Below are 7,064 nucleotides of genomic sequence, written 5' to 3'. Positions count from 1 at the left end.
GAATCCAAGTCGTTGGTCAGGAAAGTCTCGAGATTGGACGATGATCAATGAAGTAAATTTAAATCCAGAGAAAAAAGAAGCAATGCGGGCGGCATAAAATTTAATTTGATGCGACAACTAAATTGAAAAACTCCGACCAAGAAGTCGGAGGTTCACTCTTACAAGATACGTCCTGCGCCCACCACTTTCATACTAAACTGACAATAAGTCGGTTTTTTTGTGCCTGAAATAAAGTGAAACTGGCAGATGGCCCTCTGAAGACACCGAGTTTAATAACCCGTTGTAGCCGCTGAGCTTGCTCGCGTGAGAAGCGTAGCTTCTAATTACTATATCCATTTAAAGCCTAATCAAGCCCACTCGACCCCTTTCTAAAGCTGCTCTTTATTATTACCTATGTTATTTTAAACACCTTGTTTAAAAGGATCTGACTGCATGTTTAAAACCGCATTTATTACGCTATTTTTATTTCTCAACGCTACTCTTATTTCCAGCGCACAGGCCAACGAAGCTAATAACTCACTTGTTGTTGGTGCGCATCAATATGCTAAATATTTACCGCAGTTAAAAAATAAACGTATAGGGCTTGTGGTCAATCAAACATCAGCGGTAGGGCAAACTCACTTAGTAGATGCTCTGCTGACTAAAAATATTAATATAATTAAAATTTTTGCACCTGAGCATGGCTTTAGGGGCGATCACGATGCGGGCGCGCATGTAAAAAATGCCGTTGATAGCAAAACCGGTATTCCGCTTATTTCTATTTATGGTAAAAATAAAAAACCAAGCCAAGCTGCTTTAGCTGATGTTGATATCATTATTTTTGATATTCAAGATGTAGGCGTACGTTTTTATACCTACATAAGCTCTATGCACTACATGATGGAAGCCGCTGCAGAGCAGGGGATAAAATTTTTAGTACTCGACAGACCCAACCCAAATATTGCTTACGTTGATGGGCCAATATTAGAGCCAGAATTTAAATCGTTTGTAGGCATGCACCCCATTCCTGTATTGCATGGTATGACCGTTGGCGAGCTGGCTAAAATGATCAAAGGCGAAGGCTGGATCAATAAAGCGGCCGATTTAAAATTAACTGTGATCCCTGTTGATCATTACACTCGCAAAAGTACGTATAGCTTACCTGTAAAACCCAGCCCTAATTTACCTAACGATCAAGCCATTGCACTTTACCCATCACTTTGCTTTTTTGAAGCAACGCCTATTAGCATTGGTAGAGGTACCGACTTTGCATTTCAGGTAATTGGCTATTCGCCAGTTGCATTAGGTGATTTTAATTTTACACCGCGCGCAATTAAAGGCGCTGCTTTAAACCCTAAATTTAAAAACCAAACCGTACAAGGGCTCGATTTAAGACAAGCAAATATTACAGGTTTAAATTTAACTTACTTAATAAATGCGTACACGGAGCTTAGTAAAAATAACATCTCGTTTTTTGAACGCGCTGACTTTATGGATAAACTAGCGGGTACTAATAAACTACGTTTAGCTATTGAAGCAGGGCAATCAGAGGCGCAAATAAAGCAAAGTTGGCAGGCGGGGCTTGTGCAATTTAAAGCGCAAAGAGCGCCTTACTTGTTATATAAATAAGGGCTGCCCATGTTTATTGCTTTAAAAAATCAAAGGTGTGGTTATACAAAAACAGCATTTATAGTGGCGCTAAGCTTTATTATTGTGGGTTGCACTACACCACTTGAACCAATTAGCTCGCTGCCAACACTTACAAAAAGCCAACTTGTAGAACTGCCTAACGGACAAGTGGTTGTTACGTTTCCTGAGGTAAATCCAAGTAGCCGGTTTTATGTTAATAACCGAGGAACGTTTAAAGCTTACAAAGGGCGTGGGGAATTATTAATACAAAACCACAACGCACAAAGCGCCGATATTTACATTAATAATCAAAAGCTCGACGTTAACCAACTAAGCGCCAACACCTTGTACAATTACAGCTTGGCAAAAAATACTCACAACGGTGTTAATACCTTTAAAGTTGAAAATATTCTCCCTAATGGCGCAAGTTTAACGCTGCGTTTTGCATTTCCTACTTTAAGCGACGAACCAGTAAAAAACGTAGATTTTAGCGAAGTGGATGCGTTAATAAATCGCGATGTAAAAGCGGGTTTTCCTGGGGCTGTGTTGGCTGTTGTTAAAAATGGCGAGCTAATAAAGTTAACTGCTTATGGCGATGCAAAGCAATATCAGCAAAGTGACTTAATGCTGTTACGCCCGGAGCCAATGCAAACTAATACCTTGTTTGATTTAGCCTCAAACACCAAAATATTTGCCACCAACTTTGCCCTTATGAAATTAGTAAGCGAAGGGCTATTAAATATTAATAAACCCGTACAAAGCTACCTAAGCGAATATAAAGGCGAAGGGCGCTCACAACGCACAGTAAAAGATTTACTTACACACAGCGCCGGATATCCGCCAGTATTTGACTTTCATCGTAAAGATGGCAGCAATGGCGACGCGTTTTATTCGCAAAACAGTAAAACTACCAAACAGCTATTACTTACCAGCGTGCCTTTTAGCAGTGAATCATCTGGGCAGCCTATTTATTCAGATATTGATTACATGATTTTAGGCGTACTAATTGAGCGTATCACTGGGCAACCTTTGGATGAATACTTAGAGCAGCACGTGTATGCGCCACTAAAATTAACTAACACGTTATTTAATCCACTTAAAAAAGGCTTTAAGCCGCAGCAATTTGCAGCCACCGAGCTTAGCGGTAATACGCGAGACGGGCGTATTAAGTTTGATAATATTCGCACTGGGGTTTTACAAGGCCAAGTGCATGACGAGCGCGCTTATTATTCGCTTGATGGTGTAGCAGGGCATGCAGGATTATTTAGTAACGCTCACGACTTAGCCGTGCTTTGCCAGTTATTACTAAATAGCGGTGGCTACGGCGACCAACAATTATTTAGTGCAAGCGCCTTAGCACAATTTTTAACGCCGCAAAGCAGCGATGAAACCTACGGGCTGGGCTTTAGGCTTGCCGGTAATAACCAAGCAAGGCGCTGGCACTTTGGCCCTTATGCAAGCGCACAGGCTTATGGCCACACAGGTTGGACGGGTACAGTGACCGTAATTGACCCCGCTTACGACTTAGCTATTGTTTTACTTACTAATGCTCGCCATAGTGCCATTAAAGGCTCGCAAAAACGTTACGAATTTACGGGTAAACAATTTGAAACCGCACAGTACGGTTCGGTAGTGTCGCTTATTTATGAAGCACTACTAAATCAATAAGCTATCGTATAGGTTAAAACGTACTAACTGAGCCACTCCAAGTGATTTATTTACAGGTGACTTGAGTAAGCCAATCCATTAAGCTAAGCGGTCTATAAAACTAAGCCGGTTTATGTTGTTAGGCTTAACAAATAAGCGTTAAAACGCGTACAAAGCGAGGCTACTCGCTAATAATTAAGGTTAACTTTTTATGCATTGGTATTCTATTTTACCGCCGCTAATTGCGATTGCTATCGTGTTTTGGCGAAAAGAAGTGATTATGGCGCTACTTGTTGCCGTTGCTTCTTCTGAGTTTTTACTCGCCTTGCAGGGCGAAGGTAATAGCTTGTTTGATACTTTTTTAAATACCATTGAACGTATTATTTCGGTTGCCAGCTCGCCAGGTAATACACGCATATTAATATTTAGTATTTTAATTGGTGCATTGCTTGCCTACATTCGCGAATCTGGCGGCGTTGCAGCAACTGTTAATATGCTAATGAATAAAGGTGTTGCAAAAAGTAAGCGCCAAGTGGGCTTTTTAACCATGTTTACCGGCATTGCGGTGTTTATAGAATCTAACCTGAGCGTACTTACCTCGGGTATTTTATCGCGTGGCTTGTTCGATAAATTTAAAATGAGCCGAGCGCGTTTAGCGTATATTATTGATAGCACCAGCGCGCCAGTGTGTATTTTAATACTGCTTAACGGCTGGGGCGCATTTGTACTTGGTTTGCTAGGTAACTACGAGCTAGGTGAGTCGGCTGTATCGGTTTTGTGGGGCAGCGTAGGGTATAACTTTTACGCCATAATCACTCTTGTTATTGTTTTTTACACCATCGCGTTTGATAAAGTGCATGGCCCAATGAAAGAAGCCGAAGAAAAACTAGAGCTTCAAACAACCGACTTAAAAGATGAAATAAAAGCCTCTAAAGCGCGTTACATGTTAATCCCGCTTATTACGCTCATTACCAGCATGGTTGGCTTTATGTATTACACCGGTAATGGTGTGTTGGCAGAGGGTAGTGGCTCTAAGTCAGTATTGTACGCAACGGTTTTAGCCATTGTTGTCGCTTACTTTTTAATGATTGGTTCTCGTAAATTTACGCACCATCAATTAGTTGATACCGGTTTTAAAGGTATGGGCGAATTAATGCCATTGGTCGCCATTGTACTGCTTTCGCTTACACTTGGCGCAAGCTTAAAAGAGTTGGGTACTGGCGTATTTGTAGCGTCACTTGTTGGCGACTACCTACCTATTTACTTAATAGTACCTGTGCTGTTTTTAACCGGTGCGGTAATGTCGTTTACTACAGGTACATCGTGGGGCACGTTTGCTATATTAATCCCAATTGGTGTGCCACTTATTCAAGCGCTAGGTTTACCGCCATCGCTTGTTGTTGGTGCTATTTTGGGTGGTGGTATATTTGGCGATCATTGCTCGCCTATATCCGACACCAGCGCTGTATCGGCTATTGCATCGGGGTGTGATTTACTCACCCATGTTAAAACGCAGCTACCGTATGCCTTATTTGGTGGCGGCCTTACGTTTTTAGCGTACTTAGTAACAAGCATTATTGTTTTATAAAATTTGATTATTTAAATACTCAAAAGCCTGCTTAATCGCAGGCTTTTTTGTTTTTAAAAATAAATAAAGCTAAGTTGAATCGAGCTAAGTAATATTAAGTCCAGCAACACTCTCTTTTTTATCTAAATTATTTAAATATAGACTTAAGTACCCGTATTTATATTTTTTAGGTTATTGTATAGCATGAGCTTTAAGCTTTTTGTTAGCTATAAATTCTTACTTTTTAATACCAATTCGCTTAATTAAGTAATCTATTTTGAGGCTGGAAAAACGTGTTGATAGCTAGGCAAAAAATTCGCTATTTAGTTGTTCTCGGCAATTGCTCCTGCATTGCTCTACCTTCTGCATCCATGCAGTCGTAAATGAGAGTTTTTTAACGCAGGTAGCGACACGTTTAGCCCCGCAAAATGACTAAGTATTATTGCGGATTGGTATAATTCATATAAGGCTGTAAATCCACACTATGTTTGCAATTGATAATATCATTCTCGTTAGTGCCATATTAATTTTACTAGGAGTGATCTCGAGCAAGTTATCTGCACGCGTTGGCTTACCTGTGCTGGTGCTATTTTTACTTGTAGGCATGCTCGCAGGTGAAGACGGTATTGCAGGTATTTCATTCGACAACGCAGAGGCCGCACATGCTCTGGGTACTCTTGCGCTTGCCATTATTCTATTTGATGGTGGTTTACAAACGCCTACTAGTTCAATTAAACAAGTGTGGAAACCCGCGTCTGCTTTAGCAACTGTCGGGGTGTTATTTACCGCTATAATTACAGGCCTTGTGGCCACTTATATTTTAGACCTGCCCATATTACAAGGTGTTTTACTGGGTGCCATTGTTGGCTCTACAGATGCCGCCGCAGTGTTTGCACTTTTACGAAGTGCGGGTATTCACTTAAATAAAAAGCTTAAATCTACGCTTGAAATAGAAAGTGCCTCGAACGATCCAATGGCTATTTTTCTAACGGTTGGTTTGCTCGAAATGCTCGTTAACGATATGCCAGTAGGCCTTGGTTTACTACAGTTATTTGCTCAACAAATGGGTGTTGGCGCTATTTGTGGTCTTTTAATTGGCAAGGTATCGGTTTGGTTTATTAATCGAATTAAACTAAATGCATCGGGTTTGTATTTAGTGATGGTAACCGCATTTGGACTGCTTTCATTTGGCCTTTCTGCAACGCTCGGCGGCAGTGGATTTTTAGCTGTATTTATAACGGGTGTTATTTTAGGTAACAGCAAGTTTGTATATAAACGCGGTATTTTTCTGTTTCATGACGGCTTAGCATGGCTTGGGCAAATAACCATGTTTGTTGTATTAGGCCTGCTTATTAACCCGTCGTCGTTGGTTGACGTATGGTTAGAAGGATTACTTATTGCACTGGCACTTATTTTTGTTGCTCGCCCATTAGCGGTAGCGCCTATTTTAAAACTGTTTGGCTTTAATAATCGCGAAACTTTGTTCGTATCTTGGGTTGGCCTTAGAGGCTCAGTACCCATTATTTTAGCTATTTTCCCATTACTATTTGGCCTTTCAGGGGCTGAGCTTATTTTTAATGTTGTTTTTTTCGTGGTGTTAATTTCAGCCACGTTACAGGGCTCAACAATGCCTTGGATGGCTAAAAAACTAAATTTAGTGGAGCCGCCGCCCGACCTAGCCGCTGCAACACTCGAAATCACAGCCCTAAACGATATTGATATAGAAATTGTAGAATACACATTAAGTGATGTTTCGCGTGTTTCAGGGCGCAGTTTGTCACATGCCGCACTTCCCGAGAGTGTGGTTGTTGCTATGATCACACGGGGTCCGTCAATTATTCCGCCACGAGGCTCAACTAAGTTAAAAGCAAACGATCATTTATTTGTTGTTTTAAAACCAGATAACCGACCTTTTGTTGATTTAGTTTTTACAGCAACCGATAAAACAAACCATCAAGATAGCCACTTAGCGCACAACGAACTTAAAGTGAAAGGGGTAACGTTGGTAGGCGATATATTTTACTCTTACCACATGCAAATAGACGCCCCAGAAGAGATAAGCTTAGAAGAAGTGATTAACCAAAAGCTTTCAGGAGAAGTCAGTAAAGGCGATATTGTTGTTATTGGTAATGTGCAAATACGCGTTATAACCATGGTACACACACGCATAGTGACCATTGGTCTAAAGTACCTAAGCACCCCAGAAAAGCAGCTTTTAAATAAGTAATTATAAACAGAGATT

The 7,064-nt window shown here is 40.7% G+C and carries 4 protein-coding genes; all 4 read left to right on the top strand.

Going from position 1 to position 7,064, the window contains the following annotated elements; genetic code table 11:
• The first annotated feature begins 432 nt into the window (after positions 1-432).
• The 4 genes from I6F48_RS08815 to I6F48_RS08800 all read left to right on the top strand — a co-directional run bounded on the left by I6F48_RS08815 (position 433) and on the right by I6F48_RS08800 (position 7,049).
• Entirely contained in the window at positions 433-1,608 is a 1,176-nt protein-coding gene (locus I6F48_RS08815; RefSeq protein ID WP_197119256.1) for an exo-beta-N-acetylmuramidase NamZ family protein, read from the top strand.
• Positions 1,609-1,617: 9 nt separating this feature from the next.
• Entirely contained in the window at positions 1,618-3,276 is a 1,659-nt protein-coding gene (pbp4b, locus tag I6F48_RS08810; RefSeq protein WP_197119255.1) for a penicillin binding protein PBP4B, read from the top strand.
• Between the two features lie 190 nt (positions 3,277-3,466).
• On the top strand, positions 3,467-4,843 hold the full coding sequence (locus tag I6F48_RS08805) for a Na+/H+ antiporter NhaC family protein (protein ID WP_197119254.1): 1,377 nt from the start codon (positions 3,467-3,469) through the stop codon (positions 4,841-4,843).
• A gap of 463 nt (positions 4,844-5,306) precedes the next feature.
• Positions 5,307-7,049, top strand: a complete 1,743-nt coding sequence (locus I6F48_RS08800) for a potassium/proton antiporter (RefSeq protein WP_197119253.1) — start codon at positions 5,307-5,309, stop codon at positions 7,047-7,049.
• Positions 7,050-7,064: the final 15 nt, after the last annotated feature.

The sequence above is a fragment of the Pseudoalteromonas sp. SWYJ118 genome (assembly GCF_015864505.1).
GTDB classification, from domain to species: Bacteria; Pseudomonadota; Gammaproteobacteria; order Enterobacterales; family Alteromonadaceae; genus Pseudoalteromonas; species Pseudoalteromonas arctica.
The sequence above is the reverse complement of the archived record's forward strand: the minus strand, read 5'-3'. Positions and strand labels throughout refer to the sequence as shown.

What these genes read in the sequence shown, in the direction of transcription:
- I6F48_RS08815 (WP_197119256.1), top strand. Translation starts at nt 433, where the DNA reads ATGTTTAAAACCGCATTTATTACGCTATTTTTATTTCTCAACGCTACT.
- pbp4b (WP_197119255.1), top strand. Translation starts at nt 1,618, where the DNA reads ATGTTTATTGCTTTAAAAAATCAAAGGTGTGGTTATACAAAAACAGCA.
- I6F48_RS08805 (WP_197119254.1), top strand. Translation starts at nt 3,467, where the DNA reads ATGCATTGGTATTCTATTTTACCGCCGCTAATTGCGATTGCTATCGTG.
- I6F48_RS08800 (WP_197119253.1), top strand. Translation starts at nt 5,307, where the DNA reads ATGTTTGCAATTGATAATATCATTCTCGTTAGTGCCATATTAATTTTA.